Origin of the sequence: Chitinophaga pendula (genome assembly GCF_020386615.1) — a bacterium.
In the GTDB taxonomy this organism is placed as follows: Bacteria; Bacteroidota; Bacteroidia; order Chitinophagales; family Chitinophagaceae; genus Chitinophaga; species Chitinophaga pendula.
Window position 1 is genome coordinate 5,918,569 of record NZ_CP077769.1, and the last position, 26,195, is coordinate 5,944,763.

22 protein-coding genes and 1 riboswitch are annotated in these 26,195 nt (G+C 50.1%); of the genes, 14 read left to right on the plus strand and 8 right to left on the minus strand.

Annotated elements, in window-relative coordinates:
• Nucleotides 1-75: 75 nt before the first annotated feature.
• The 3 genes from KTO58_RS21915 to KTO58_RS21925 form a co-directional block, all read right to left on the minus strand.
• Nucleotides 76-2,499 (minus strand): S9 family peptidase, encoded by a 2,424-nt coding sequence (locus KTO58_RS21915; RefSeq protein ID WP_095837348.1) that lies wholly within the window; start codon nt 2,497-2,499, stop codon nt 76-78.
• Nucleotides 2,500-2,724: 225 nt separating this feature from the next.
• On the minus strand, nt 2,725-4,029 hold the full coding sequence (locus tag KTO58_RS21920; protein WP_198315155.1) for an esterase-like activity of phytase family protein: 1,305 nt from the start codon (nt 4,027-4,029) through the stop codon (nt 2,725-2,727).
• Nucleotides 4,030-4,099: 70 nt separating this feature from the next.
• The gene (locus KTO58_RS21925; RefSeq protein WP_095837347.1) at nt 4,100-4,396 is read right to left on the minus strand and encodes a hypothetical protein; all 297 of its coding nucleotides are present in this window, start codon (nt 4,394-4,396) and stop codon (nt 4,100-4,102) included.
• A 540-nt stretch (nt 4,397-4,936) separates the two neighbouring features.
• Between KTO58_RS21925 and KTO58_RS21930 the strand changes: the two genes are divergently transcribed.
• From KTO58_RS21930 to cobC, 14 genes are all read left to right on the plus strand, one after another.
• Nucleotides 4,937-5,608, plus strand: coding sequence for a FadR/GntR family transcriptional regulator (locus KTO58_RS21930; RefSeq protein ID WP_095837346.1), 672 nt, complete (start codon nt 4,937-4,939; stop codon nt 5,606-5,608).
• A gap of 85 nt (nt 5,609-5,693) precedes the next feature.
• Nucleotides 5,694-6,917, plus strand: coding sequence for an MFS transporter (locus tag KTO58_RS21935; protein WP_095837345.1), 1,224 nt, complete (start codon nt 5,694-5,696; stop codon nt 6,915-6,917).
• A gap of 41 nt (nt 6,918-6,958) precedes the next feature.
• On the plus strand, nt 6,959-7,855 hold the full coding sequence (locus tag KTO58_RS21940; protein WP_095837344.1) for an EamA family transporter: 897 nt from the start codon (nt 6,959-6,961) through the stop codon (nt 7,853-7,855).
• Between the two features lie 101 nt (nt 7,856-7,956).
• Entirely contained in the window at nt 7,957-8,607 is a 651-nt protein-coding gene (locus KTO58_RS21945) for a tetratricopeptide repeat protein (RefSeq protein WP_095837343.1), read from the plus strand.
• 179 nt (nt 8,608-8,786) lie between these two features.
• Nucleotides 8,787-9,380 carry a DUF6580 family putative transport protein gene (locus tag KTO58_RS21950; protein WP_095837342.1) on the plus strand — a complete coding sequence of 198 codons (594 nt, stop codon included), beginning with the start codon at nt 8,787-8,789 and terminating at the stop codon, nt 9,378-9,380.
• Nucleotides 9,381-9,414: 34 nt separating this feature from the next.
• A riboswitch (cobalamin riboswitch) is annotated at nt 9,415-9,624 on the plus strand.
• A gap of 115 nt (nt 9,625-9,739) precedes the next feature.
• The gene (locus KTO58_RS21955; protein ID WP_198315154.1) at nt 9,740-11,746 is read left to right on the plus strand and encodes a TonB-dependent receptor; all 2,007 of its coding nucleotides are present in this window, start codon (nt 9,740-9,742) and stop codon (nt 11,744-11,746) included.
• Nucleotides 11,747-11,758: 12 nt separating this feature from the next.
• Nucleotides 11,759-12,907, plus strand: a complete 1,149-nt coding sequence (locus KTO58_RS21960) for a YncE family protein (protein WP_095837340.1) — start codon at nt 11,759-11,761, stop codon at nt 12,905-12,907.
• Nucleotides 12,908-13,110: 203 nt separating this feature from the next.
• Entirely contained in the window at nt 13,111-14,004 is an 894-nt protein-coding gene (locus KTO58_RS21965) for a cell surface protein (RefSeq protein WP_095837339.1), read from the plus strand.
• Nucleotides 14,005-14,086: 82 nt separating this feature from the next.
• Nucleotides 14,087-15,022, plus strand: a complete 936-nt coding sequence (locus KTO58_RS21970; protein WP_095837338.1) for an ABC transporter substrate-binding protein — start codon at nt 14,087-14,089, stop codon at nt 15,020-15,022.
• A 29-nt stretch (nt 15,023-15,051) separates the two neighbouring features.
• Complete coding sequence (locus KTO58_RS21975) at nt 15,052-15,405, plus strand: PKD-like domain-containing protein (RefSeq protein ID WP_095837337.1); 354 nt, start codon at nt 15,052-15,054, stop codon at nt 15,403-15,405.
• A 16-nt stretch (nt 15,406-15,421) separates the two neighbouring features.
• Nucleotides 15,422-15,943, plus strand: a complete 522-nt coding sequence (cobU, locus tag KTO58_RS21980; RefSeq protein ID WP_095837336.1) for a bifunctional adenosylcobinamide kinase/adenosylcobinamide-phosphate guanylyltransferase — start codon at nt 15,422-15,424, stop codon at nt 15,941-15,943.
• An 84-nt stretch (nt 15,944-16,027) separates the two neighbouring features.
• A complete protein-coding gene (gene cobT / locus KTO58_RS21985) occupies nt 16,028-17,068 on the plus strand; it encodes a nicotinate-nucleotide--dimethylbenzimidazole phosphoribosyltransferase (RefSeq protein ID WP_095837335.1) in 1,041 nt (346 codons plus the stop codon).
• A gap of 19 nt (nt 17,069-17,087) precedes the next feature.
• On the plus strand, nt 17,088-17,864 hold the full coding sequence (locus KTO58_RS21990; RefSeq protein WP_095841447.1) for an adenosylcobinamide-GDP ribazoletransferase: 777 nt from the start codon (nt 17,088-17,090) through the stop codon (nt 17,862-17,864).
• On the plus strand, nt 17,849-18,409 hold the full coding sequence (gene cobC / locus KTO58_RS21995; RefSeq protein ID WP_157752792.1) for an alpha-ribazole phosphatase: 561 nt from the start codon (nt 17,849-17,851) through the stop codon (nt 18,407-18,409). The genes KTO58_RS21990 and cobC overlap by 16 nt, the downstream gene beginning before the upstream one ends.
• Here cobC and KTO58_RS22000 read toward each other — a convergent pair.
• The 5 genes from KTO58_RS22000 to KTO58_RS22020 form a co-directional block, all read right to left on the minus strand.
• Nucleotides 18,406-19,746 (minus strand): DUF5690 family protein, encoded by a 1,341-nt coding sequence (locus KTO58_RS22000; RefSeq protein WP_095837333.1) that lies wholly within the window; start codon nt 19,744-19,746, stop codon nt 18,406-18,408. The genes cobC and KTO58_RS22000 overlap by 4 nt on opposite strands.
• 101 nt (nt 19,747-19,847) lie before the next feature.
• A complete protein-coding gene (locus tag KTO58_RS22005) occupies nt 19,848-20,417 on the minus strand; it encodes a phosphonate degradation HD-domain oxygenase (protein WP_095837332.1) in 570 nt (189 codons plus the stop codon).
• 74 nt (nt 20,418-20,491) lie between these two features.
• Entirely contained in the window at nt 20,492-22,093 is a 1,602-nt protein-coding gene (locus tag KTO58_RS22010; RefSeq protein WP_095837331.1) for a SusD/RagB family nutrient-binding outer membrane lipoprotein, read from the minus strand.
• Between the two features lie 28 nt (nt 22,094-22,121).
• Complete coding sequence (locus KTO58_RS22015; protein ID WP_095837330.1) at nt 22,122-25,373, minus strand: SusC/RagA family TonB-linked outer membrane protein; 3,252 nt, start codon at nt 25,371-25,373, stop codon at nt 22,122-22,124.
• Nucleotides 25,374-25,596: 223 nt separating this feature from the next.
• The gene (locus KTO58_RS22020; RefSeq protein WP_095837329.1) at nt 25,597-26,178 is read right to left on the minus strand and encodes a helix-turn-helix domain-containing protein; all 582 of its coding nucleotides are present in this window, start codon (nt 26,176-26,178) and stop codon (nt 25,597-25,599) included.
• Nucleotides 26,179-26,195: the final 17 nt, after the last annotated feature.

Consider the following 26,195-nt stretch of genomic DNA (forward strand, 5'->3'; position numbering starts at 1 on the left):
AAATAAAACCGGGAAGCACACTGAACATCAGTATTACTTCCCGGTGATGACATAAATAACTATAACAGTCACTGCTTACTTGCTGGCTGATTTACCGGCTGGCTGCTTCACATATTTCTCCAGCCACTGATCCATCTCCCACAACATATGCAGGATATTCTCCTTCGCTGCATAACCATGACTCTCATAAGGCAGGAATACTAACCGTGCAGTAGCCCCGTTACCTTTCAGCGCGTTGAATAAACGCTCACTTTGTATCGGGAAAGTACCAGAATTATTATCCGCCTCTCCATGTATCAGCAATATTGGCGTCTTGATCTTATTGGCAAAAGAAAAAGGCGACATCTCATAATACACAGTAGGCGCCTGCCAGTAAGTACGCTGCTCATTCTGAAAACCAAATGGTGTCAGCGTACGGTTGTAAGCGCCACTCCTGGCAATACCCGCCCGGAACAAATTGGTATGCGCCAGTAGGTTCGCTGTCATAAAAGCCCCGTAGGAGTGACCGCCTACAGCAATACGGTCACGATCACCAATACCCATCTCCGTGATCTTACTCACCGCCGCTTCTGCATTCATCACCACCTGATTCACAAAGTCATCGTTAGGCTCCTTGTCACCACTGCCTACCACCGGCATCTCCGTCGCATCCATTACCGCATACCCACGCACTACCCAGAACAAAGGAGAACCATAACCCACCCGCGTAAAACGGTAACGCGAACCGCGCACCTGCGCAGCATCACTGGCAGAACGGTACTCACGGGGATATGCCCACATCAATACCGGCAAACGGCCGTCCTTCCCCGCATCATACCCCTTAGGCGTATACAACATCGCCGTCAGGTCCACCCCGTCCTTACGTTTATACTTCAGCAACTGCTTCCGCACACCGAGTAAACTCGCCTGCGGATGTGTAAATGCCGTCAACGCCGTATACTTGTTCTTCTTCAGATCACGTAGATAATAATTAGGCGGCTCCTCCGTCGACTCCCGCGTAGTGATCACCACCAGGTTCTCCGGATCTACCACCTGCGTCACCTCTTCATAGTAAGGGTCCTTACTCCGCCATAATATCTGGCGTTTGCCGCCGTCCACCTTCCAGGACGCCAGCAAAGGCTGATCCCCTTCCGGAGACGCGCCGTCCGATTTCCATAACAACTCGTTACGCTTCGATATATATAGCACATACTGCCCATTCGCACCTTTCGTATAAATAGGCTCTCCCGGGTCATTATAACGGTCATTCGTCGACCGCGATATCAACTCCTTCATCTCCTGACCCGGATGAGAAGGATCAATCCGGCTGATCTTAGCCTGCTGCGTACTGTTCATCCCTTCGGACAATAACGCCAGCTGACCGTTCCCCCAGTCCATCCGGCGGAAACGTAACGTCGTCTGCGCCAGCAACACCGGCTCCGCATCAAAAGGCGCCGCTTGCATATACACCGCATCCCGGAACGCCACCTTACGACGGGGATCACCGCCGTCCAATGCCTGCACCCAGGTCACCGTCGACGCTACATCACTCCGCCAGCCATAAGATCGGGGAAAACTCACCGTAGCATCGAATCCCGTCGGACGGATCTCATCCAACGGATGCTCTCCTAACGTCTTCACCACCTCCCCACTACGCTTCCACACCTGCACCGTCGTCGGGAATCGCTGCAAGGGCACCAGGTAAGAATAAGGCCGGTGCACCTTACGGACCAACAAATATTGCTTGTCCGGCGAAGGTTTAATATCAGTATAAACAGCTGCTTCCCCTATACGCTCCGCACCACTGCCACTCAGGATCACAGGCTCCGCACTGAAATAATAATCAAATAACTGCTCGTCAAAGGGGTTCTTCAAAAGGTCCTGGTAAGTGGCCGCAGGTGCAGCCTTCCCCGTTGTCTCCTGCACCGTTGGCCCCGAAGGTGCAGCCGGTGGCACAGGCGCCACTCCCCGGCCCGATGGGATCGCCATCACCAACAAATGCTCCTCATCCAACCACTCCAGCGGATTCCCCATCGTCGCATTCAACGCCCGGTCCGAATACTGACGCACAATACCCGTCCCTATATCCAATACCCAAGCCGTAATAGCATCATCCGTCGTATTCGTAAAAGCTACCTGCCTCCCCGATGGAGACCACTTCAGATTACCAATATGCGGACTCGCAGGCAATCCACTCACCACCGTCGCCGGCTTACTTCCCACCGCCTGCAACTGCATACCAGTATAATAAACGTCCCGGCTCGGACCCGAGATCGCCGGGTTGATACGCATACCGGCCAACTTATACTCCGGCTTCGCCAAATCCTCTACCGTAGGATATGTACTTCGGGACAATATTATCATCACCTTCCCCTTGCCGTCAATTAATACTGCTGGCGTAGGCGCCGCCAATGCCAGCTCCGCGATCTCCGCAGGCGGCGTACGATACGTCAGCGCATCCTGTGCCAGCGCACCGTGCACAATACACAGACTGAAAAAAGAAAATAAAAGTTTCCTCATAGCAATACTTCTATAGTTTTTGTTGAAACATCATTACGGAACAGTATGACACCACCGCGTCAGCCATCAAAATAAAAAGATTGCCGCGCAGGAACAAATACAGCAGGATGAACGGCGATATAAAAAGGAAGGACGCTTACAAATAACAAGCCCGCACCCCTAGACAGGCACGGGCTTGTTTATCATAACAGCCAGGTTACCGGCTATATCGCTTCGTAACGAAAATTAAAACAACGGCTTCGCCAGCTTGATGAAATAAACCGTGTTGAAATCTGTCTTGCTCACCAACGGCAACACCTTCTGAATATACTGGTTGTTAACAGGATCAGGAGAGACAATACCAAAGTCATCATCATTACTTACCGCAATCAGCTGACTGTTAATCACCACCAAACCTTCTGCTTTATCATGCGGATACCCATTTACATCCTTTATCAGATCCACTACCAATTCCTTACTCACCGCCTTTATACCGGCTGCCGTCAGCTCTGCATCTGTCAGCTGCTCCAGCGTCTTACCATTTACCAGTTTACCATTCTCTCCGTCAGCCGGGTCTGATACATCCGTAGCACCTTCCAGGCTGATCTTATAAACCCGCTTGATAATGCTGGGCTTGGCCCCACCCGGAAAATCACCGTCCCGTTCCAATACCAGGAAAGTAGTATTGCTCACCACCGCAATCTCACTGTTAGCCGTATTCTTATCCTCCAACTTATACAGGTATTGTTTCGTCTGCCCACTGGCAATATCATAAGTCAGCAAACGGGTATACACACTGTTCTTTACCGCATCTTTGTTAGGATTATACATAGGCGACTGCATCATACCTACCAGCGTCTTACCATCCGCGGTGATCGCAAGCCCTTCCATCCCACGGTTAGCACGGCGCGTAGCAAATACCTTTGGTATCCTCTTGCCGCCCGTACCCGTACCAAAAGGGTTGATACGCGCTATCGTCTTACCTCCCCTGTCCAGGTGCAACAAATGTGGACCGTATTCATCACTGATCCAGAAAGAACCGTCTGGCGCCACCGCCAGCCCCTCACTGTCGATGCCCTCCGCATCATTAGGCAAAGTATTGCCTTGCGCGTCCAATGCCAGCTCTCCCGTACCGCCAGTCGTCGACGTATTGGGAAGCCCCGTCATCATCGCACCAGATGCCGTCTTAAACCCAATCGTCTCCACCAGTACCATCGTATCCCCACTCAACCGGAACTTACCTATCTGCGGATTAAAAGTGGGTACCGGAAATATCTTGGAATCTTTAATAATACCGTCAGCGTTAGGCCCACGGTCCGTCATCAGATAGAAAGAACCTGGCTCATTAGGCACCTGCGCCAACGCAGATCCATAACCACCATTATACACCTTCACACCGGCAGCATTGGTAGCAATCACTTTCGCGCCGACCAAACGCGCCGATGCTGGATAATTGATAGTAGGATTTCCACCGCCTCCGGGATTATCATTTTTATTACAGGCGGCAAACAAAAGCAACCCCAATGGGGCAACGCGGTAAAATGAGTTCATATAGTGGTTCATTTGTGTCAGCAAATGTTCCCTGACCATATGAACTTACCATTAAGCAGAGATTAATAAATCATGAATTATTCAACAACCGGTGCTGCAGATCCCCCGCCTTCTCAAAAATAATATCCCCCAACGCCACATGACCTGTCAGATCTTCCCATACACCCGCCGGCGCAAACCATAGATACAAATGATCCAACTCCGTATGATCACCAGCCTTCAGCCGCTCTACCGATGCAGCCAGTGTCGTGTGAAAAGCCTCGGCAGACATAAATCCTTCTGAATATCCACCGCTATATTGTGAAGCTAACAATAACGCTTCCTCCAGCAGGTCCAGTAATGCCTGCATATCTTCATCATGGTCCATAAGGCAAATAATAACAGGTTTAGTTTTCAGGATATCTTGTATAAATATACAATATGTCCGCCACTTCCCCATACTACCCCCTTATGCTAAGCACCACCACTGACAGCCATCGCCCCTCTCACAGCCCCTGTCTCACCTCACCACCTGATGCAACCCTACCCCCTATCTATCCTCCCACGGCCGCAACTTCAAGATCCCTACTTGAAAAACATCCCCTTCCTCCCCTCCGCATACCATTCCTATAACTCTCCTGTAGCATTCGTATAACATGCGTATAGTGTTTGTATAAGCTACACCTATCCAAACTTATACAAAGGATATACAACGGCTATACCCTACGTATACCTCACTTATACAATGACTATAGAATGCCTATACAATGCTTATACAACGCTTATACAAGTCCTCCCCAATATCCTGACAATCAACACACTACATACAATAAACCATCTAAAAAGCTGTCTATCAATCTCTTAAAAAATTTCAAGATCACTTGTCATTCCCGTTTCTTTTTATGTACCTTTGCATTCATCTGATGATATGATGAATAATCTCAACTCACCGGTAAAACGCCAAAGCCTCGCCAACGAGGTAGCTACCCGCCTGCAACAGCAGATATCCCTGGGTCAATACCAGGCCGGACAACAGCTGCCCACCGAACCAGAACTCATGCAACAGTTCGGCGTAGGCCGATCTACCATCCGCGAAGCCGTCAGAATACTCTGCAACGCAGGCCTCATCAGGGTCCAGCAAGGCGTCGGCTCCTTCGTAGAAGAAATACAAGGTATCGCAGAACCCCTCGGACAACGCCTCCAGAGAGCCATGTTCTCCGATCTCAATGAGGTACGCCTCATGCTCGAACAAAAGATCGCCGAAAAAGCCGCCCAATGGCGCTCCGAACAAGACCTGAACAAAATCAGCCGCTTCCTCCAACTCCGCAAAGAATATGGAGACGCCGGCGATAAAACCGCCTGCATCGACGCCGATATCAACTTCCATACCGCCATCGCCGAAGCAGGCAAAAATGACGTACTCGCCGACCTGTACAAAACAGTCGCCAAACACCTGAAAAACTCCTTCCTCGATTTATACCCGGACACTACCACCTTCACCATGTCACAACACCTGCACGAATCCCTGTATCAAAGCATCGCCGATCAGGAACCCAAACAGGCATTGTACTGGGCCGGAAAAATCGCGGGAGGAAAATAATATCAACAGCTTAGCGCAGGCCACCTATCACAGCGCTATCTTTTTATCACCAAACGTCAGATGATCTGATTACAAACGCTCTGTAATGGAAACAACACTCCAGGAAACACAACCTACGGCTGCCGCCACCGCACAAAAACTGGCTCAAAACACCGTCTACTCCGTGCTGCTGGCCCTCAGTTTCTCCCACCTCCTCAATGACACCATCCAGTCATTGATACCTTCCATCTACCCGATCGTAAAGGACTCCCTCAATCTGTCCTTCTCCCAGATCGGCCTCATTACCCTCACCTACCAACTCACCGCTTCCCTGTTACAACCACTGGTAGGCCTCTACACCGACAAACATCCCTTGCCCCACTCCCTCGCCATCGGCATGGCCTTCACCCTCCTAGGCCTCATCAGCCTCTCCATGTCTCACCACTTCGTCATGCTACTCTTCTCCGTAGGCCTCGTAGGCGTCGGCTCCGCCATCTTCCACCCCGAAGCATCCCGGCTCGCTCACATGGCATCCGGTGGCAAACATGGCATGGCCCAATCCCTCTTCCAGGTGGGTGGCAACGCCGGTAGCTCCCTCGGACCCCTCCTCGCAGCACTCATCATCGTCCCCTTCGGACAGTTCCATATCATCTGGTTCTCCCTGGCCGCACTCCTCGCCATCATCGTCATGTTCAACATCAGCAAATGGTACAAGGGAAATACCCATCGCATTAAAAAGAAGACCCACACCCACCTGCAAAACCCGCAACTCCCTGGTGGGAAAGTAGTCTTCGCCCTTACTTTACTCATGATACTGGTATTCTCTAAGTACTTCTACATGGCCAGCATGACCAGCTATTACACCTTCTACCTCATCGATAAGTTTCATGTGCCCGTAAGAAGCTCACAGATGTACCTCTTTATCTTCCTCGCCTCCATCGCAGCCGGTACCTTCCTCGGTGGCCCCCTCGGCGACCGCATCGGCCGCAAATACGTCATCTGGATATCCATCCTCGGCGTAGCTCCATTCACCTTACTACTCCCCTATGCCAACCTGTTCTGGACCGCCGTACTGAGCGTATTCATCGGCGTCATCCTCTCGTCCGCATTCTCCGCTATCCTCGTATACGCGCAGGAACTCGTACCAGGCAAAGTAGGCATGATGGCAGGCCTGTTCTTCGGACTTGCCTTCGGAATGGGCGGCATCGCCTCCGCACTCCTGGGCGAACTCGCCGACAGAACCAGCATCAACTACGTATTCCATGTCTGCGCATACCTCCCCCTCATAGGACTGCTCACCGGACTATTGCCAAATGTCGAAAGGAAATAAAAAGCCTGACGTAACTTCGCCGGCCCAAAGCAATCAGCAGCATGTGGAAAGGAATCTTATTGGTATTACTGGGGGCATGTAGCTTCGGCGTACTGTCCACCATCGTTAAATCAGGCTATCACGAAGGGTTTACCCTCACAGAACTATGTGGCATCCAGGCAGGACTGGGTATGATCACCTTATGGACCATACACCTGCTCTCCCGGCGTCCCACCTTCTCCCTCAAAGATCGTAACGCCCGGCAGGCATTCCTGCTGGGCAGCTCGACCGGCCTCGTCAGCATCACCTACTATCAAAGCGTGCAATACATCCCCGCCAGCATCGCCATCATCCTCCTCATGCAGTTCACCTGGATGAGCATGGTCGCCGAACGGGTACGCTATAAAAAAAGACCCACCGCCATACAATGGACCTGCGTCGCATTCATCCTCGCAGGTACCCTCCTCGCCAGCGGTACACTCAACGGCGATATGCCACCCCTCCAATGGCAAGGCATCGCCTTCGGACTACTCGCCGCCATGTGCTACACCGTATTCATCGTAGTCAGCGGCCGTACCGGCACAGCCCTCTCCCCCGTACTCAAAAGCGCCTGGATGGTCACCGGCGCATTCATACTCATCTGCTGCATACTACCGCCAGCATATCTCATCAATGGACGCCTCCTCCACAGCCCCCTCCTCCTCTGGGGTATCCCCCTCGCCCTATTCGGCACCGTACTGCCCCCATTCCTGTTCGCCAAAGGAATGCCCCAGACCGGCGTAGCCCTCGGCGCCATCCTCAGCACCGTCGAACTTCCCGTAGCCGTCACCTCCGCCATGATCATACTCCACGAACCCGTCTCCTGGATACAAGCTACCGGCATCGCCGTCATCCTCGGCGCCATCATCACCGCCAACCTCGTCCGGCGCAATGGCAACACCGCCACGCAAACCTCATAGGGATAACAGCGCTTTTACAACAGCCTGCTACACCGCGAATTTTTTTGTTTATCTTTGCCCTCCCCTGGATTTTAGGACATTAAATAGAATTATTACCACCCATGAAGGCATTTAATTTTTTCGTGCTATATCGCTTCCCTATCGGTATCGTTTTGTTGTTAGGCGGCATCGCCCTGGGCTTCACAGTAGGCTGGTGGGAAGCAACCATCGTACTCTTACTGGCAGTGATCTGCCTCGTCACCCACTTCCTGTTCGGCCCCATGCGCCTCGTTCAAGAAGCCGTAGAAGCCGGCGACATCGACCGCGCTACCGCCCTCATGAACAAAGTAGCATTCCCCAAACTACTCTACAAACCCATCCGCTCCGTATACTACTTCATGCAGAGCAACATGGCCATGTATAATAAAGACCTCGACAAAGCCGAAGCCACTATCCGCCAAAGCATCAAGTCCGGTAGCCCCATGAAAGAATACGAAGGCATGCAATACTTCCAGCTAGGTACCATCGCCTATCAGAAAAATGACCTCAAAGGCGCCGACCAAAACCTGAAAAAAGCCGTGCGAATGGGCCTCCCCGATAAAGAAAATACCGCCGCAGCATTGCTCACACTGGCCTCCATCGCCATGAGCCGCCGCGACTTCAAAACAGCAAAAGACTTCTTCCGCCGCGCTAAAGCACAAAAACCAACCACAGAACAACTCGTAAGCCAAATAAAAGAAATGGATAAGTACATCTCCCGTATGCCGGGTTGATGACCTTCATATATCATTGATAATGAAAGGCTGAAGGACACATATCCTCCAGCCTTTCGCTTTATAAGAAAGAGTTTCGATAAAAAAATGTAGGTTTGCGCTCACATTAAGCCTGCTGACAATAGTATTGTTACACTAATAATCAGACTTAATCCAACCAAACTACCTAAATATCTGATATGTCTATCAAGAACCTAAATCCAAGATTTAGTATCCTGATGCTGTTCATCCTGGCAGCCGGCGTCCTCCGCGTACTAAATGGCGGACAACTCACTCCATTCTCTAATATCACCCCCATCGGTGCAATGGCCCTCTTCGGCGGCGCCTACTTCTCCGATAAATGGAAATCATACATCCTCCCCTTGCTCACCCTCTTCGTCAGCGACGTTCTCATGATGGAACTGTTCTACAAAGAACACATGCAAGGCCTCCTCTATAGCGGATGGATATGGACATACCTTAGCTTCGCCGCTATGGTCCTCGTAGGACAACTGATCATCCGCAAAGTGAACGCTACCAACGTACTCGTCGCAGCTGTCGCCGCCGTAGTAGCCCACTGGATCATCGCCGATATCGGCCCATTCCTCTATGGCATCGATATCACCACCGGCCAGCCTTTCCCAAAAAATGCTGCCGGACTGGCCAAGTGCCTCGCACTCGCCATCCCTTACATGAAAAATATGCTCATCGGTAACCTCGTGTACAGCATCCTCTTCTTCGGAGGTTTCGAACTCGTACAACGTAGCTACCCCGCTGCAGCAGCTCATTCATAAACAATAACAAACCGGCGGCTCGCTGCCGGTATCTTAACACATACCAATACCTGGTGATCCCGGCCCTCAACAAACCTGGATCTTAAAAGGGAATCCGGTGCAAATCCGGAGCTATCCCCGTAGCTGTAATACTGCTCCGCCCGTAAGCGGAAGTGAATGCCAATAAAGTCACTGCTCCTCAAAAAGTGGGAAGACGGCCTTCAAAACAGTAAGCCAGAAGACCTGCCAGATATCAATCACTTTCAGCGCTTTCGGGTGAAAAGCAACGATAGCCCCGGTTACGCCCCCCAGCGTACCCCGATTGGCACGTACTTTCCCCTCCCCGTAGCGCTGTCTGTCAATACCAAAAAATGCGCTACGTGAAACGTTTGCTTACAGCATGTTGCTACTACTCACTTCTCATCGCCTGCCTAATACCGCAGTCGCTGACTGCTCAAAATACCCCTAACGATACCTCCCGGCACCTCCGGGAAATCAATGTCAACGCCAAATACCTGCTGGACAACACCAGCTCCCCTACCCCCGCACAAACACTCGACATCGAACAACTCAAAAAACTAACCGCTACCTCCGTCGCTGATGCCATCAAGTCATTCTCCGGCGTTCAAATAAAAGATTATGGCGGCATAGGCGGCCTCAAAACCGTCAACGTCCGCAGCCTCGGCAGCAACCACGTCGGCGTATTCTACGATGGCATCCAAGTAGGCAACCCACAAAATGGAAGCATCGACCTGGGCAAATTCTCCCTCGACAACCTCGAAATGATCACCCTCTTCAATGGCCAAAGCAATGACATCTTCCTCCCCGCCCGCAACTTCTCCGCCGCCAGCACCCTCTACCTCAAACCCATCAAACCCTCCTTCGCAAAAGGCGAAAACATACATGGCAAAGCTACCTTCAAAACCGGCTCCTTCGGCCTCCTGAACCCCGGCCTCCTCTGGCAGCAAAAAATAAATGACCGCATCTCCGCCTCCATCAGCACCGAATGGATCAACGCCAACGGTCGCTATAAATTCAAAAGAGATGAAGCGGATAAAACACCCCTCACCCGCACCAACGCCGATATCAACGCCTTCCGCGTAGAAGCCGCCGTCAACGGCAATATGAAAGATAGCAGCGATTGGTCCCTCCGCTTGTATCACTACCAGTCCGAACGCGGACTACCGGGCTATATCCTCGTCGATAACTTCGACCACCGACAAAGACAGGAAGACCGCAACATCTTCATCCAGGCACACTACAAAAAAACATTCCACCCCAAATACAGCCTCCTGGTCAACGCCAAATTCGCTAACGACTATATGCGATACACCGACCCGGATGTACTCAACACCGCCAAATTCCAGGACAACAGGTATACCCAACAGGAACTATACCTCTCCCTGGCCAACAAATACAGCATCAAATCCTGGTGGGACCTATCCCTCAGCGGAGACTTCATCTACAACTATGTAAAAGGCTCCCAGGTAGGATTCGCATTCCCAACCCGCTACACCGGGTACGGCGCCCTCGCCACCGCCATCAAACTACCACAACTCGAACTGCAAGCCAATCTCCTCGGTACCGCCGTCAGCGAATCCGTGAAGTTCGGCACCGCAGCTCCCAACAAACAAATACTCACACCCGCAATATCGATCGCCTATCAACCTCTGAAACACGAAGAGTTCTACATAAGGGCCTTCTATAAAGACATCTTCCGGATGCCCACCCTCAACGATCTCTACTACCTCCTGATAGGAAACGCCAAGCTGAAACCAGAATATACCAAACAATACAACCTGGGCCTCACCTGGAGAAAAATGACCACCAGCGCCCTTAAAAACTTCTCCATCCAGGTAGATGCATACTACAACAACGTCACCGACAAAATAGTCGCCATCCCCACCGCCAACATGTTCCGCTGGACCATGATCAACCTGGGCAAAGTAGATATCAAAGGCGTCGACATTACACAAAAAAACGATTGGCAACTACCAGCTACCATCACCCTCCATACAGATATCAATTACACCTGGCAGCACGCCAGAGAACTCTCTTTCGGCATCAACAACCCAATCCCCGTCCCATACATGCCCACACATAGCGGCGCTGTAAACCTCGGACTGGAATGGCGCACCTGGGAACTGACCTACCGATTCAACTACGTCGGCGACCGGTTTGCCGACTTCGCAGACCCGCCGAAAAATTATATGCCCGCGTGGTATACTTCAGATATAGTAGCCGCTTACAATCTCCGTACCCGCAAATTCAAAGACATCCGGTTCACCGCAGAACTCAACAACATCCTGAACAAGTACTACGATGTCGCCTACAACTACCCGATGCCAGGTCGCAATTTCCGCTTCATGGCATCATTCTCATTTTAAAAATTGAACAGTATGAATAACAATTCTATTAAACAACACGCAAAACTGCTCAGCCTCTTCACCGCCGCAGCACTTTTCGTCACCGCTTGTAGTAAAAAAGATGCCCCCATCCCGGAACCTCCCGTAGTAGATGAAGGCATATACATCCTCAATGAAGGCAACATGGGTACCAACAGTGCTACCCTCGATTACTTCGACTTCAAACAACAAAGACTTAGCTTCAACATCTTCACCGCCGCAAACCCCAACAAAACAGACTCACTCAATAACAGACTGGGTAACAAACTGGGCGACGTAGGACAGGACGTAAAGGTTTACGGCAGCAAAATGTATATCGTCGTAAACAATAGTAACAAAGTAGAAGTAGTAGATGCCAAAACAGTAAAATCTATCAAAACCATCTATCTGCCCAAAAAACAACCACGCTACGTAGCTTTCTATAAAGACAAAGCCTTCGTAAACGCATACGATGGCACCGTAACCGTAATTGATACCGGCAACCTCTCCATCGTAAAAAGTATCAAAGTCGGTAAAACCCCCGAAGGCATGACCGTAGTAGGTGATAAACTCTACGTAGCCAACGCCGGCTGGCAGGATGTCGTATACGCTCCCCCCGGCACCGTTGGCCAGTACGACTCCACACTCTCTGTCATCGACCTCAACTCCCTGACAGAGATCAAAAAAGTAGTCGTAACCAAAAACATGGGCCGGCTCGTAGCAGATAAATATGGCGATATCTATTGCGTCGGCCAGGATCAATACGCAGGCGCCGTAGTCGTAGCACCGGGCGATGTATACGTATTCGATACCAAAACCGAAACAGTCAAGAAAAAACTGGGCTTCCTCGCTACAGCAATAGCCATCCAGGACGACAACGGCTTCTTCATCAACTACAACTGGGAAACCAGCAAACCGACTTATATCAAATTCAATGTCGCTACCGAAACAAAGATATCCGACAACTTTATCACCGATGGCACAGACAAATCCATCAAAGTACCCTACGGCATAGTAGTAGATCCTGTTACCTCCGATATATACCTCTCCGATGGCGGCGTATATCCCACACAGGTATATGTTCTCTCTGCCACCGGCACTAAGAAGAACTGGTTTAAAACATCCGGCGACTTCGCATCATCATTTGCTTTCTATAGAAAATAGCACCATACCACATCAGGGGCAGTACTCCGCAACTGCCCCTGATACCTTTGCCACCTAAAAGGAGCCGTGAACGCGAACCCGCACCCCCTGTGTAAACCTTAAACTCCAACTAAACCCGGTACGCCATTCTATTGCGGAGTGCAACACTAAATTGTACAGAATTACCCAAATCCATATTTCCTTCATTATTCTAAACTAAAAGTATGAACACAAAAAAAAGCGTACTGATCGCAGCCAGTGCCCTGGCCCTGACTTTCGCCGCCTGTCAGAAAGAAGCCATCAGCCCCGACGCTGCTGCCCTCACCGGTCAGAACAACAAATCCCAAACCGAAAGAGTAGTAAGCCCCTATGTAACACGTGTACTGGAATACAAACCAGCACCTGGCCAGTTTATCAACGCTACCTATGGCTCCCAGTCCGATGCCCAGAACGTTATCGGCGTATATGACCCCGCCAACTGGCAAAAGATCGTAACCCTCGGCGCATACGGCGGATACATCATCTTCGGATTCGATCACAGCATCACCAACCAGGCCAACAAAACAGATTTTATCATCTACGGCAACGCATTCGAATCCAATGGCAACTACTTCAGCGAACCCGGCGTAGTATGGGTCTCCAGAGATGTCAACGCCAACGGCCTCGCAGACGATCCCTGGTACCAGATCAAAGGCTCCTACTACAACAACACCGCTACTAAACACAACTATGTAGTAACCTACACACTGCCCTCCCCACAAAACGCAGATGTACCCTGGACCAGCAACACCGGCGATAACGGCCTCGTATTGCGCAACTCCTGGCATACACAGGCTTCTTACTACCCCCTCTGGCTGGGCGTAAACTCCTACGCACTGGGTGGTACCCGCCTCCCCGACAACTACGCCGGCGGACCTACCATCACAGGATATGCGGACTCCACCCCCGATGGCGATAAAATCGATATCTCCTGGGCCGTTAACGCCAGCGGTAACCCCGTGAGCCTCGCCAGCATCGACTTCGTGAAAGTGCAAAGCGGCATCCAGAAAATGAATGGCACCCTCGGCGAAGTATCCACAGAAGTAGCCGGCGCCGCCGACCTCTCCCTGCTTCCCTGATTTTAACTATCTTTAAGCGATTTTAATACTCAGGTGACTATCCCCGGCATCAACCGGGGATAGTTATTATAAACAACAACATATGATAGCCTCCTCTTTCCTGCCGGCAGCTACACAAATGATCTACGATATGGGCCTGCAACACCTCCTGCAGGGCGTTACCTTCGAATGCCCTCAGATCGCAGCAGAACAGCCCAAAATCGTCCGCTGTGTACTGGAAGGACATAACTACTCCAGCCAGGAAATAGATCGCATTTTCTCCGCCTCCAAAGCCCAGGGGAAAAGCCTCTACTATGTAGATGAACCCTTGCTCGAAAACATCGCCCCCGACATCATCTTCACACAAGATGTCTGCGAAGTATGCCAGATCGATACCCACTGCACCCAACAAGCCATCTATAAACTGCCCAAACAACCACAACTCGTCGCCCTCAGCCCTAACAACCTGCAGGACGTATTCACCTGCGCCATCACCATCGCACAGGCCCTCGGTCACGAAGAAGCAGCCTATACATACCTCGCCGCCCTCCAGCAACGCCTCGATAAAATAGTAGATACCCTCCGCGCCAATAAAGCACCGCTACGCAGCGTCATGCTCCTCGAATGGATCGCACCCATCTACAACTGCGGACACTGGATACCCTATCAGATCGCCTACGCAGGCGGCGTAGACATGCTCTCCAACCCCGCAGGCGACTCCATCGTCACCAGCTGGGACAAGATCGTCCGGTACAACCCGGAAGTCCTCGTCATCGCCCCCTGCGGCTTCAACGTCGACAGATCCCTCCAGGAACTCGAACTACTTTCCAATAAACCCGAATGGCACCAACTACAGGCCGTAAAAAACAACGCCGTATTCGTCGCCGACTACGACCTGTTCACACAACCCAGCGCCGCCACCCTCGTCGATGGCTCAGAACTACTGGCCGGCCTTTTCCATCCGGAAATATTTACCGTACCTTCACACTTGCAACAGAAATATAAAGCCCTGTATGCACAACAAGTAGCAACGCATTAACTGATAACTATTTATAAAAAGATATAGCAATGAAATTATCCGGGATCAAACGCTACCTGGCCATCACAGCAATCATTACCACCGCTTTCCTCGCTTGTAAAAGCAATAACAACACCGTTCCCACATACCCCTTTCCTAAAATGAAAGACTCAGGTATCAAAGACGGAAAAGATACCATCAACGTAGGCCAAACATTACAGCTGTACCCTAAACTGGAAAGCACAGCCGGCATGACCTACATGTGGATCGTCAACAGCCGCAAAGCCAGCGTAGACTCCGCCTATAATTTCACACCGCCATCCGCCGGCAACTACAGAGTGACCTATAAAGCATTCAATACAGCCGGCGAACTGGCATACGACTACCAGATCAACGTTAAATAATAACGCCGACCGAATCATGATCTATCTCATCACCGGCGGAGCACGCTCCGGAAAAAGCAGGTACGCACAGGAACTCGCACTCCGCCTGTCCCCGGAACCCGTATACGTCGCCACCGCCAAAGTCTGGGACCAGGACTTCGGCGAAAGAGTACAACGCCATAAAAACGACCGCGGTCCAGAATGGACCACTTTCGAAGAACAACTGCAGGTCAGCACCCTCCCCATCGAAGGCCGAACCGTCGTAATAGACTGCGTTACCCTCTGGCTCACCAACTTCTTCATGCAATACAGCTACGAAGTATCCCCCTCCCTCGAAGCCATCAAACAGGAAGTACGCAAACTCGCCGAAATGAAAGGCAACTTCATCATCGTCACCAACGAAATAGGAATGGGCGTACACGCAGAAACAGCCATCGGACGTAAATTCACCGACCTCCAGGGCTGGGCCAACCAATACATCGCCCATCTCGCTCAAGAAGTAACTTTAATGGTATCCGGCCTCGCCGTATCCGTCAAAGCCGCTACCGCCGCATCATAATATTATTCCATCATAACGCATACCAGGCTATATGGGCCCCGTCATATCCCAATCATGCCTGGTGTGCTTTTTTAATGACAGGCCATGAATATTCCAGCGATCCCCTCCATATCCCGTCAACTGCTATCATCCATACAGGACAAGATCGATCAGAAGACAAAACCTCAGGGCTCCCTCGGAAAACTCGAACAGACAGCCCTCCAGATTGCCCTCATCCAGCAAACCACCCTCCCGGAACTAAAACACCCGGCCATCGTGGTATTCGCCGCCGATCATGGCATCGCCGCCGATGGACAGGTCAACCCCTTCCCTCAGGCTGTCACCACCCAAATGGTATACAACTTCCTCAACGGCGGCGCCGCCATCAACGTATTCTGCCGTCAGCAACAACTCAACCTCCAAATCGTCGACGCCGGCGTCAACCACTCCTTTACACAACATCCCTTGCTCATCGATAAAAAGATAGCCATGGGCACCCGCAACTACCTCCATGAACCTGCCATGAGCAGAGATCAATGCCTGCTGGCCATACAAGCAGGCGCAGACGTAGTTCAGCAACTACACCAGGAAGGCTGCAATATCATCGGCTTCGGCGAAATGGGAATAGGCAACACCTCCGCCGCTTCCCTCCTCATGTGCTGCTATACCGGCATCCCCCTCGCCAACTGCATCGGCGCCGGCACCGGTAGCAACGCCCAACAATTGGTGCAAAAAAAAGCCATCCTCCAACAAGCCCTCAACAAACAGGGCATACCCACCGATCCCCTCCAGGTACTGGCCACCTTCGGCGGATTCGAAATCGCCATGATAAGCGGTGCCATACTCAAAGCCGCATCCCTTAATATGATCGTCGTAATAGATGGATTCATCGTCACCACCGCCCTGCTGGCCGCCGTCAAACTGCAACCAGCCTCCCGCGACTACTGCCTCTTCGCACATACCTCCAATGAAAAAGGACACGAACAATTATTACATTACCTGGAAGCACAACCACTACTGCAACTCGACATGCGACTAGGCGAAGGCACCGGCGCCGCCATCGCCATGCCACTGATACAAAACGCCGTCGCATTCCTCCGCGAAATGGCCAGCTTCAGCGATGCTGGCGTCGCCGGTAAACACTAATACACTCGACACACACAACATGAAAGAACAATACCAGCTATTCTGGACCGCCGTCATGTTCTATACCCGCATACCCGTACCCGCCGGTATAGACCATGCAGCCGACCGACTCAACAAAGCCACCTGCTATCTCCCCCTTATCGGCTGGATAGTAGGTGGCGCCATGGCCGCCATAACTTACGGCCTCCATTTCATACTTCCCATACCCGTCGTCCTGCTACTCACACTCGCCAGCGGCATATGGATCACCGGCGCCTTCCACGAAGATGGATTCGCAGATATGTGCGATGGATTCGGCGGCGGCTGGACCAAAGCCAAAATACTGGATATCATGAAAGATAGCCGTATAGGTACCTATGGCATGGCAGGACTCACCATCCTGCTGCTACTCAAATTCTATTGCCTGCAATCACTACCCCTGCCCACAGCCATCGCCGCCTTACTGATCGCACACCCACTCAGCAGACTACTGGCAGTAACCGTCATCTATAGCCTCCCCTACGTCAGGGAAAATGAAGACAGCAAAGCCAAACCCGTCTCCAAAGGCATCACCACGCCCGCCCTCCTGGTCGCAGCCGCATTGGGACTACTCCCACTCCTGGCATGGATCAGCTGGCAACACCAATACTGGCTACTCATCACCATCCCCGCCATCTGGATCGCCCGCACCTACCTCGTCCGACTCATGCGTAAATGGATCGGCGGCTACACCGGCGACTGCCTCGGCGCCACACAACAGGTTGCAGAAACAGTTATATATTTGTGCTTTTGTATCATACAATGGAAATTTACCTGATCCGTCACACCACACCAGCAATATCCCGGGGTACCTGCTATGGCTTCGCCGATCTCGATGTCGCCCCTTCCTTCCAGGAAGAAGCAGCACGCATCAGCACCATCCTGCCAGATACCCGCAGCTTTGATATCTATACCAGCCCCCTACAACGTTGCGCACGCCTCGCCACACACCTATTCGGCGAAACAGTCACCCGCGACGCTCGCCTCAAAGAACTCAACTTCGGAGACTGGGAAATGAAAACATGGGATTCACTGGGAGAAAATGCCCTCCAGGCCTGGATGGATAACTACGTATACGCACGCGTACCTGGTGGCGAAAGCTACCACGACCTATACCTGCGCAGCATCGAATGCTTCAACGAAATAGTAGGAAAAAACAGCGATGCCATCATAGTAGCACACAGCGGCGTAATACGCGCCATACTGGCGTATGCCACCAACACCCCGCTGGATAAGTCTTTCGACATCAGGGTGGAATACGGCCGCACCGCACACCTGAAAATAAAGGAAGGAAAAACAGAAGTAGTAAGTATCAACAATTAGTTCGTGATCATACGCAGATCCGATGGCGCCGTACCACCGGCTACATCCCCGGGCAATACACGCCCGTGCTGACTCTTACGCCGGAAATACCAGGCTGATATACACATCATCAATATACCCGTCGCCATCGCCCCGATCACCAGGTCGCCGAAAAACTGACTCCAGGAAATCTTCATCCCGCTGAAATTCCGGAACAACAAGACCCCCACACTGCCCAGGTAACCAAAAGAATCAGCCACATAAATGATAAAACCCACATTGCTCACATACTTGAACACCGCGATCAGCCGCTCGAAAAAGATACAGTTAAAAGGAATATACCCCATATAAAGGCCCAACCCCGTCAACATCATCCACCAAACAGGATCGATCTGCTGCCGCTGGAACAACATCGTACTACCTCCCGCTATCAAAAATCCCACGATCACCAGCAAATGATTCAACATAAATGCCTTGTAGTTATTCTTTACAAATACCAGCAAACTCATGATCGCCAATATAGCGAGCGAAATAGGGATCTCCGTCTGCGTAAACACCGCCGGCTGCTGCCCCATCCCCAAGTCCGTCCAGATATCCGCCGCAAAATTATCCCGTATGTCCCGCAACACCGTCAACAACACATAAGTAGCCACCAGCAAGATCAATCCGGGTAAAAACTGCTGCACAAAACGCCGCCGCTGCTCCTTGTTCATCGGCGCACGTTTAGTTCGCATACGCTCATCCTCCACACTGGGCGGCGGTATCTGCTCCAGTAACAATACAAACAGTACAATCGGTAAGGAAAATAGTAAGCCTGTCACAAAAGGCATCCAATACTCCGTCACATGCCAGTCCACCATCACCGTCTTACCGGCAGACTTCACAAATCCCGAAGAAAATATAAAACTGATAGACAACACCGCCCCCATAAACTCCGTACTACGCCTGCCCTCCAGATAACTAAACACCAACCCCCAGATCATCCCCAACGGAAACCCATTCACAAACAGGAATACAATATTGTAAGGCGCCGGTACGATCGCAAATAATAACAATGACAACCACGCAATAGCTACCAGCAACAAAATACTCTGCGCACGCCGGTTCCCCTTCATCTCCGCAATAAACCGTATGCCGTAAAACTTACTCGCCGCATACCCCACCGTCTGCGCAATCACCAACCATATCTTATAGTCAATACCCAAAAAGGTTACCCCTTCAAATATGCCCGTTGTAAACGGCTTCCTGAAAGCATACATACACGAATAAGTGCCAAACGACACCAACGCCGCATAAATAGAGAAAGTAAGGTAGTGGGCCCGCTCCAATCTTTTACGTAACCAGGGGATTTGTAACATAGTTCACTGTTAATCTACCAAAAGTGAGATTCTAATATGAACCGAATGTTAACAAATACTGAACTTAAAGTTAATTATATCATACAAAGTATAGTATTACCTTACTTTTGAGTCAGCACCCGAATCGCCATCTCCTTATACCTCGCCAGGTCCGGCACCGGCATATCCGTCTCTTTCGCCTGATCATCCCACTCCCGCAATAATACCATGTCCGTATACAAAGGATGAGACTCGAATACCTGCGCCTCCTCCTCCGTCATAGGCCCGCCCTGCATCGCCAGCGTCTCCCGGCTGGCCACAGACAGCTGCTCATAATACGATGGGAATTTATACGTGAGATAACGCTTCGCTTCCACATGCGACCCTACCAGCTGCGCCAGCGTAGAAGGAAACCCCTTTTCCTCCAGGTAAGCGGCTCCCAGCCCCTCATGATCCACCACACCATACCCATGCATAGAGGCCGCATCATTCGCCGCACATAAATGCCCGATATCGTGGAAAAAAGCAGCCAGGACCACCTCATCCCGGCAACCTGCCAGCTCCGCCAGCTGCGCAGCCTGACTCATATGCTCCAACTGGGATACCGGCTCCCCGATATAATCCTCCGCACCGTGTAATTCATATAACCGGAAAATCTCCGTAGTAACCGCTAATGCTTGCTGATAATCCATATCATAAAAATGAAAGATCCCCCTTCCCGGCTTTATTCGCCCGGAAGGAGGACCCAGTTATACAATCGTATTTTTTACTTGATAAGCCACATCACACCATTGATATCATCAATGCCAGACCCAAACTGCCGCTGCAACGCCGCCTTCCAGTTATCCTCATTAGATGCACGATGGTTATCAGGATACCTGAATCGTACAGGTACCCGCCCGTTATTACCAGTTCCAGGCCCCGCACTGAAAGCAGGTACACCCGTCCTGCGCCAGTTCAGATAACCTTCCCAGTCAGAGCCCTGGAAGAAAGCCAGGTATTTCTGCGTCAGTATCTGCTTAAGACCGTCCGCATTGTCACCTTTATACTTCACCGCCTCCTGGGCATAATAAACACCGTCAAAGTCAAAAGGAATAGTATAAGTATCCTTGGCATCCTTACTATCATAAGGGTAGATCTTCCTGATCTGACCCGCACCGCTTACAGGTACGTTATAGAAGGAAAGCGATGCCTTAATACCCTTTTTATACCACTGCTCTGCATCACCGGTAGCCCATCTGCGGTTGATGGCTTCCGCAATATTAAAACACAGCTCAGGATAGCCTACAAATACACCGGGCTCCCCCGCATTGCTGGAATAATAACGGGTACGGCTACGTACAGAATAAGCAGCGTTGTTTACATCAGACATCTTAGACGACATGTCCTCCAAACTCTCGCCGGAAGCAGCACCTACATAAGCCGTAATATCCGCAGGCGTTTTACCTTGTCTCAGCTGACCAGTCGCAGGCTCCGCAGTAATATAAGCCCGGGGGTCCTTCAAAGATACCAGCGTATTCAGATAAGCAGCCGTCATATTATAACGGGTAGCATCATTACCCAGATTACTGGGATTGCTCGGATACTTGTTAATGTTGTTGTAGATATACTGGAAGTTGTCCTGCGAACTTTCCATCAATGGATATTTCGCAGGATTGCTCAGGATAGTCTGGAACTGTTGCGCCAGCCTCAGATCCGCATCCGACTCTTTCTTGCTCAGGGAGATCAGCACACGCAAACGGAAAGTGTTCACCAGCTTCCTCCAGCTTTCCAGCCGGTTAGCATAAGTATAATCGTTACTGAGCGTCTGCCCGGGAGACGTATTGCTCTTATCTGGATTGTTGATCAGCTGATCCAGGTCATTATTCGCTTCATCCAGCCATTGCAGTATCTGCACAAATATCTTCCGCTGCTCATCATAAGCCGGACGCAGGTTATCCTGCCCTTTCAACGCCTCCGTCATCGGAAGATCACCCACCAGGCTGCTCATACGGTAGTAACCAAACGCTTTGAAAAACTTACCAATAGCAGCGTATGGATTCACCTTACCACCACCAAGACGCGTCGCCTCACCCTCCATCTTCACCACATTCTCCAACAAGTAGTAATCACCCAGGTTAGCAACCTTGTTATCATAACGCTGATCGCCATAATAGTTATAGTTACAGGCGTCAAACTGGTTCAGTCGCGTCACATCACTCCACGGCTTGTATAGGTTCACATCAGAAAGTATATTGGCCAGTACCAACCCCGGAGGTACCTGGGAAGGCTTATTCTCGTTTTTCTCGTAGTCAGTAAATTGCTTGTTACAGCTGCTGAATGCAACACCCAGCAAAGCGGAAAAGGCAACTATTTTTAATGTTCTCATAATAATGCTTTTTAAATGCGGGTATTTATCAGAAAGTAAGGTTAATGTTCACACCATAACGTTTGGTAGCAGGCGTTTGCAGAGAAGAAGAAGCTTGGTCACCGGCATACTGGTCAATATCCAGGTCCTTGTTAGCAGCAAAATACAACAGGTTCCTGCCCACAAAGGAGATATTCGCCTGGCGGATAAAGCTCCGGCCCAGCATACGCTGTGGCAAAGTATAGCCAATCACCACCTCACGCAGTTTAGCAAAAGTCTTGCTGATCATATTAGCCTCGTTAGTGCTGTAATAAACACTCACGTAATCCTGTAAGAACGTCTTGGTAGTATTAGGAGAAAATACCAGGTCCTTATAGTTAGTTACATTACCGTCATTGTCATATTGAATAGGCACACCGTTAGATACCCATACACCACCGCCATTCCAGGATTTCACACCTTTATAGTCGTTGTAACGGGCCTCACCCATAGCACCTTGTACCGTCTTGATATTACGGCCGCCACGATAGGTCTGCTGCTGGATGTAGTTGATCATCTTACCTCCTACACGTCCGTCAAACTGGAAGCTGAAGTTGAATTGTTTATAACGGAAACTGTTGTTGATAGACCATACCCAGTCAGGATTCGTATAACCCAGGAACCTGTCTTTAGGCGACTTCAACGGCAAACCAGTAGACACACGTGTCTCAGTACCGTCAGGGTTCTTCTGCATCGCGAAATCGTAGATCAGCTGACCATCCGGCGTCTTAACAAACGTAGACCCATAAAATCCGTCTACACGGTCCCCTGCCTTAAAGTAAGTATTGATCGTATTTACACCGGGATAAAAACTTACATAACGCTCCTTGAAAGTAGACCAGTTAGCCATGATATCCCAGTTCAATCCGTTGGAACTACGCAATGGAGAACCCGTCAGCGAAATCTCCCATCCCTTCTTACGGGTCACTACACCGTTCACAAGTATCTTCTCATAACCAGTAGCATCCGTTACCGGCAGCGAATAAATACGTGGACCGTTCTTCGTTACGAAATAGGTCACATCCAGACCGATCCTGTTCTGCAGGAAACGAATGTCCATACCAGCCTCGTAAGCAGTACTGGAGAATGGCTTCAACTGAGGATTGGCAATAGTCCTGGTAAACTTCGCACCGATCTTCGTATCATACACCGGCTGTACACTATAACCGGAGAAATTCTCGAAAGAAGGTCCATCATAAGAAGACTGGTACTCCGCACCATAACCGATCGGATAAGATCCCTGAGGAGTAGCACCGATAGTAGGAGAAGTCAAACCACCCTTCACATTCGCATAAGAACCTCTGAACTTCAACATGGAAATCACCTCCGGCAGACGCACATAATCAGATACAACAGTACTAAGCGACACAGAAGGATAGAAATAAACATCATTCCCCTTAGGCAGTGTAGACAGCTTATCAACACGACCTGTCAGTGATAAGGTCGCATATTTATTAAAGGTCACATCCGCATAACCATAAGTACTCAACACCAACATATTTGAAGTAAAATTGCTGGCCTTCAGCGGGTTCAGAGAGTTAGAGAAAGTATACAATCCAGGTACGTTCAGGTAGTCTGTCGTTACAAAACTGGATTTATAAGAGAAAGAACGCGCATTACCACCCACAGAAGCACGCAGGCTGATATTGCCGGTAAAGGTATTGTTGTAGGTCAGTAACAGGTCCGTATTATTCTCAAACATAGTCCGCTTATCCTCTCGGTAGTTACCCAGTCCGTCCTCCATACCATAAGGATGCGCAGAATAAGGCACCTTCTCCGTACGTAACAGATCATAGCTGGTTACCTGCGTACGGGCCAGCAGGTCCAGATGGTTGCTAAGCTTGTAAGACAGCTTGGCGTATCCGTTCACATCCGTCTTGTAATGCCCACGCTTCCACTCATTCACCATAAACCAGGGGTTCTGGTAACGCTGATACTCGGCAAACAATGACTGTATACCTTCCTTACCTGGCTGCCAGTAATTACGCATATCGTCCACATTCCAGTCTGCACCAGACCAGATCACCATGTTGTATATCATACTGTTGGGACCATACTGCACATCCGGGAAATTCGGCGTATACTGACGATTGTAATTCAGATAAGCATCCAGACGTAAACGGTCAGAAAAACTATGACCAGCAGAGATATTGAAGTTCGTAATGTTCAAATTGTTTTTGGGAACAATACTGTTCTGGTAACTGTGAGACAGCGAGAATCGCAGATCTGATTTCTCCGTATGAGAAGATACCGCTATACTGTTGGTAGACAACACGCCTGTCTGCAAAAAACGTTTAAGATTATCCTTACCACGGGCAATCCACGGCGTCCCCTGGCGAACACCTGTAACAGGATCCACCGGGCTATCATACTGAGGAATCAACTGCCCTTCAAATTTAGGGCCCCAGATATCATAGTCACCGTCGTTAGTACCCGCGCCCTTTCCGTTTACAAATGCATATTTCCCGTGGTCACCAGGACCATATTCGTCCTGTACCTTCGGAATAGCATTGAAACCACGATCAAACATAGTACTGGAGTTGAATTCCACAGAGAATCCACGCTTATCTTTAGAACCCTTTTTTGTAGTGATCATAATAGCACCGTTCAATCCACGGGAACCATACAACGCACTGGCAGTAGCACCTTTCAGTACCGTATAACTCTCTATATCATCCGGAGAAATATTCCAGGTATCAGAGTTGATAGGCACACCATCCACGACAAACAGGTTAATACTGCTACCACGCAATAATACCTGCGGTGCACCCAACAGCTCACCGGAAGCACCTACCGTAAGACCCGCTACCTTACCCACCAATCCATTGATAGGATTGGGCTCACGCGCTTTTATGAGGTCAGAACCTTTTACCTCCTGCACCGCATAACCCAGGCGTTTTACTTCCTTCCGTATACCTAACGCTGTTACCACCACCTCATCCAATGCCTTCTTATCCGCCAGCAAGGCGATCTCTATATCATGTTGCCCGTTTACGGGTATACGGACAGGTGTATATCCTATAAAAGTAACGATCAGCGTATCCGCAGGATCCGCAGTGATCTTAAACAAACCTGAAACGTCTGTCGACGTTCCACGGGAAGTCCCCTTGACCTTGACGGTAGCTCCGATCACCGGTTGCTTACTGTCGGCATCTGCCACATGTCCGGTAACTGCCTGTTGCGCATAGGCGGCCGTTCCGCTCAGACATAAGGCCAATAACCAACCAACTGATTTGATTTGGTTGCGTAAATAATGTTGCATGGAGTATAGATTAAAAACGAAGAATGGTTTGTTTTCCCATGCAAATGTTGCAGTACAATGTAACCTAATTGTTAAGTATTACTAAAGGAATTGTTAAGTATTTGTAAAACAGCTTAACCTGTTGACAGGCACGAATTAAGGAAAAATCCGCTAAATGTTTAGCTAAACTAAAACAGTACAATAGGTATAAAAGAGGGGATCTTAAGGGCTAAAAAAACAGGGATTAATTCCCTTCCATAAAGAAATAAACGACCAGGATCAGCGCATCCTCCTCCCCTATGTTAGCAGGCTTATGGCCCAGGCGTCCATCGAAGAAAAGAGAATCTCCTTCCTTCAGCAGGTACTTCTCATTATCTACCTGGTATTCGACCATGCTCTTTACTATATATTTATATTCATAGGCATCCGTCTTAACGGTCTGCGCACGCTTCGCTCCCTTCTTTAACTCCAGCATCACAATATCAACCGGGTAGTTCTTTACATTCTTTGTAAGGATACGTTTGTAAAGGAACCCTTTCGCATTCTCTTTCTCAAATTCCTGGTAGTCGGCCTGCTGCCGTATGATCACCTTCCCGGATTGCTGCTGCTGATCGATCTCGTTAAAGAACTCATTCATATCCAGGTTCAGCGAACGGATAATATTGATCAATACCAAAAGAGATGGCACCGTACGATTATTTTCGATCTGCGAGATCAAACCTTTGCTGACATCAGCTTTATCTGCCAGCTCCTGAATAGTGATACCCTTGGCCTTCCGCTTCTCTTTGATTTTATTACTGATCTGAATAATTATATCTTCTGTCATACTGCTTTATTTGCTTG

Bases quoted from the DNA above. Each gene is read 5' to 3' on its own strand.
- KTO58_RS21915 (WP_095837348.1), bottom strand. From the start codon at position 2,499: ATGAGGAAACTTTTATTTTCTTTTTTCAGTCTGTGTATTGTGCACGGT.
- KTO58_RS21920 (WP_198315155.1), bottom strand. From the start codon at position 4,029: ATGAACTCATTTTACCGCGTTGCCCCATTGGGGTTGCTTTTGTTTGCC.
- KTO58_RS21925 (WP_095837347.1), bottom strand. From the start codon at position 4,396: ATGGACCATGATGAAGATATGCAGGCATTACTGGACCTGCTGGAGGAA.
- KTO58_RS21930 (WP_095837346.1), top strand. From the start codon at position 4,937: ATGATGAATAATCTCAACTCACCGGTAAAACGCCAAAGCCTCGCCAAC.
- KTO58_RS21935 (WP_095837345.1), top strand. From the start codon at position 5,694: ATGGAAACAACACTCCAGGAAACACAACCTACGGCTGCCGCCACCGCA.
- KTO58_RS21940 (WP_095837344.1), top strand. From the start codon at position 6,959: ATGTGGAAAGGAATCTTATTGGTATTACTGGGGGCATGTAGCTTCGGC.
- KTO58_RS21945 (WP_095837343.1), top strand. From the start codon at position 7,957: ATGAAGGCATTTAATTTTTTCGTGCTATATCGCTTCCCTATCGGTATC.
- KTO58_RS21950 (WP_095837342.1), top strand. From the start codon at position 8,787: ATGTCTATCAAGAACCTAAATCCAAGATTTAGTATCCTGATGCTGTTC.
- KTO58_RS21960 (WP_095837340.1), top strand. From the start codon at position 11,759: ATGAATAACAATTCTATTAAACAACACGCAAAACTGCTCAGCCTCTTC.
- KTO58_RS21965 (WP_095837339.1), top strand. From the start codon at position 13,111: ATGAACACAAAAAAAAGCGTACTGATCGCAGCCAGTGCCCTGGCCCTG.
- KTO58_RS21970 (WP_095837338.1), top strand. From the start codon at position 14,087: ATGATAGCCTCCTCTTTCCTGCCGGCAGCTACACAAATGATCTACGAT.
- KTO58_RS21975 (WP_095837337.1), top strand. From the start codon at position 15,052: ATGAAATTATCCGGGATCAAACGCTACCTGGCCATCACAGCAATCATT.
- cobU (WP_095837336.1), top strand. From the start codon at position 15,422: ATGATCTATCTCATCACCGGCGGAGCACGCTCCGGAAAAAGCAGGTAC.
- cobT (WP_095837335.1), top strand. From the start codon at position 16,028: ATGAATATTCCAGCGATCCCCTCCATATCCCGTCAACTGCTATCATCC.
- KTO58_RS21990 (WP_095841447.1), top strand. From the start codon at position 17,088: ATGAAAGAACAATACCAGCTATTCTGGACCGCCGTCATGTTCTATACC.
- cobC (WP_157752792.1), top strand. From the start codon at position 17,849: ATGGAAATTTACCTGATCCGTCACACCACACCAGCAATATCCCGGGGT.
- KTO58_RS22000 (WP_095837333.1), bottom strand. From the start codon at position 19,746: ATGTTACAAATCCCCTGGTTACGTAAAAGATTGGAGCGGGCCCACTAC.
- KTO58_RS22005 (WP_095837332.1), bottom strand. From the start codon at position 20,417: ATGGATTATCAGCAAGCATTAGCGGTTACTACGGAGATTTTCCGGTTA.
- KTO58_RS22010 (WP_095837331.1), bottom strand. From the start codon at position 22,093: ATGAGAACATTAAAAATAGTTGCCTTTTCCGCTTTGCTGGGTGTTGCA.
- KTO58_RS22015 (WP_095837330.1), bottom strand. From the start codon at position 25,373: ATGCAACATTATTTACGCAACCAAATCAAATCAGTTGGTTGGTTATTG.
- KTO58_RS22020 (WP_095837329.1), bottom strand. From the start codon at position 26,178: ATGACAGAAGATATAATTATTCAGATCAGTAATAAAATCAAAGAGAAG.